Source organism: Streptomyces europaeiscabiei, assembly GCF_001550375.1.
GTDB lineage: Bacteria > Actinomycetota > Actinomycetes > Streptomycetales > Streptomycetaceae > Streptomyces > Streptomyces europaeiscabiei.
The window spans coordinates 1-1,766 of the sequence record NZ_LRTR01000332.1; the positions used below are offsets into that span (position 1 = coordinate 1).

A 1,766-nucleotide genomic window follows, 5' to 3' on the forward strand; every position below is an offset into this window, starting at 1 on the left:
GCTCCGCGGCTGGGCGCGCTGACCGCCGAATCGGCCGCCGCCTCCGCCGTCAACGCCGACCTCGCGCCGCTCGGCGCCACCGCGATCCCGGCGCTGTCGCGCAAGGAGACGGAGGAGCGGCTGGCGAACGTGGTGCCCGGGGTGAAGCCTTACATCGGGCCGCGTCCGCGCATCGTCACGCGGGCCGGCTGGGGCGCCGACGAGAAGCTGCGTGAGCGCGACTTCCGCTACACCAAGCGGGTCAGCGCGGCCTTCGTGCATCACACGGCGTCGGGCAACAACTACAAGTGCGCGCAGGCCCCTTCCGTCATCCGCAGTATCTACCGCTACCACGTGGTGAGCAGCGGCTGGCGGGACATCGGCTACAACTTCCTCGTCGACAAGTGCGGAAACATCTACGAAGGCCGCGCGGGTGGCGTCGCGAAGGCCGTCATGGGCGCCCACACCCTCGGTTTCAACACGAACAGCATGGGCATCGCGGTCCTCGGCAGCTACGGCACCACCAAGCCGCCCGCGGTGGCGGTCAAGGGAATCGCGCAACTAACAGCCTGGAAACTTGGTCTTTACGGGGCGAACCCGAAGGGCAAGACATACCTCACTTCAGGTGGCGGCAATCTCTACGCAAAAGGCAAGAAGGTGCTGTTGCATGTGATCTCCGGCCACCGGGACGGGTTCGCGACCGAGTGCCCAGGGGGGCGCCTTTACGGAAAACTCGGCACGGCCCGCACGGAGTCAGCCCGCTACCAAGGCCGATAGCGCGGCGACAGGATGATGGGGGAACCGGGGCGCGTGCCCCGGCCGGAACGAGTGACCGGCAGGAGATCACGCCGGACACGACTCGCAGCACAGGTCGAGGGCGCACCCACCGTGCCTTCGACGGACTTCACCGTTGACGTGCCTCACCGTACGTCGGCGGCCAACCGCTAGGCCGCGAAGGCGCCATGGAACGGTCTGCATACACTGGCCGGTCGAATGACAGTTCGGCCGGTCCCGGCAGGAAGCAGAGACGACAGGTGACAGAAGCGATCCTCCTGGTCGGCGGCAGAGGCACCCGGCTGCGTCCGCTCACGGTGCACACTCCGAAGCCCATGGTCCCGGCGGCCGGAGTCCCCTTCCTCACACACCAGTTGGCGAGAGCCAGAGCCGCGGGAGTCGACCACATAGTTCTCGCCACCTCCTATCTGGCCGAGGTCTTCGAACCCCACTTCGGCGACGGCTCCGCCCTCGGCCTCCACCTCGAGTACGTCACGGAGGAGGAGCCCCTGGGCACGGGTGGCGCGATCCGTAACGCCGCCTCGCACCTCCACTCGGGCCCCGAGGACCCCGTCCTCGTCTTCAACGGCGACATCCTCACCGGCCTGGACATCCGCCGCCTGGTCGCCACCCACGGGACGACCGGCGCGGACGTCTCCCTGCATCTGACCCAGGTGACCGACCCGCGCGCCTACGGCCTCGTCCCCACCGACGGGACGGGCCGTGTCCTGGCCTTCCTGGAGAAGCCCCAGACGCCCGAGGAGATCGTCACCGACCAGATCAACGCGGGGGCGTACGTCTTCCGCCGCTCGGTCATCGACACGATCCCGGCGGGCCGCCCGGTCTCGGTGGAACGCGAGACGTTCCCGGACCTGCTGTCCGCGGGCGCCCATCTGCAGGGCGTGGTCGACTCGACGTACTGGCTGGACCTCGGCACCCCCGCGGCCTTCGTCCGCGGCTCGGCGGACCTCGTCCTGGGCCGCGCCCCGTCGCCCGCCGTCCCCGGCCGCTGC

At 69.4% G+C, this 1,766-nt stretch carries 2 protein-coding genes; both read left to right on the plus strand.

What is annotated here, in order from left to right:
* On the plus strand, positions 1–756 hold a 756-nt coding region (locus tag AWZ10_RS16185; RefSeq protein WP_167365955.1), incomplete at its 5' end, for a peptidoglycan recognition protein family protein.
* A 257-nt stretch (positions 757–1,013) separates the two neighbouring features.
* On the plus strand, positions 1,014–1,766 hold a 753-nt coding region (locus tag AWZ10_RS16190; protein ID WP_060891410.1), incomplete at its 3' end, for a nucleotidyltransferase family protein.